Source organism: Pectobacterium brasiliense (assembly GCF_013449685.1).
Taxonomy (GTDB): Bacteria; Pseudomonadota; Gammaproteobacteria; order Enterobacterales; family Enterobacteriaceae; genus Pectobacterium; species Pectobacterium brasiliense_A.
The window spans coordinates 1-316 of record NZ_JACDSF010000160.1; the positions used below are offsets into that span (position 1 = coordinate 1).

1 protein-coding gene is annotated in these 316 nt (G+C 47.5%); it reads left to right on the forward strand.

Annotated features, from left to right (window positions below; genetic code table 11):
* Nucleotides 1-316, forward strand: a 316-nt coding sequence (locus tag H0248_RS21835) for an ISAs1 family transposase (protein WP_180787465.1), incomplete at both ends; no start/stop codon positions are given.

The following is a 316-nucleotide window of genomic DNA, read 5'->3' on the forward strand; positions in this document are numbered from 1 at the left end:
GTAAAGGCGAGTTTATTGTCGGCATTAAAGGGAACCAAAAAAAGCTGTATGAATTTGTTAAACAGCGTTTTTCTTCATGTTATGCCGATGAAGGGCTGGCGACGCATACGGAAAATAATCAAGCGCATGGGCGGACAGAATATCGTCAGGTGATGCAGATAGAGGCGGATTTTCCTGAGGAGTTAAAACAACGCTGGCCGACAATTCGTACGTTAATAGAAGTGGTGAGTGAGCGTGGTGAACGGGGAAAGGTGGTACACAGAGAGTCGCGTTGGTATGTCAGTTCATTGGCGGTAGACGCACGGGTAGCGTCACA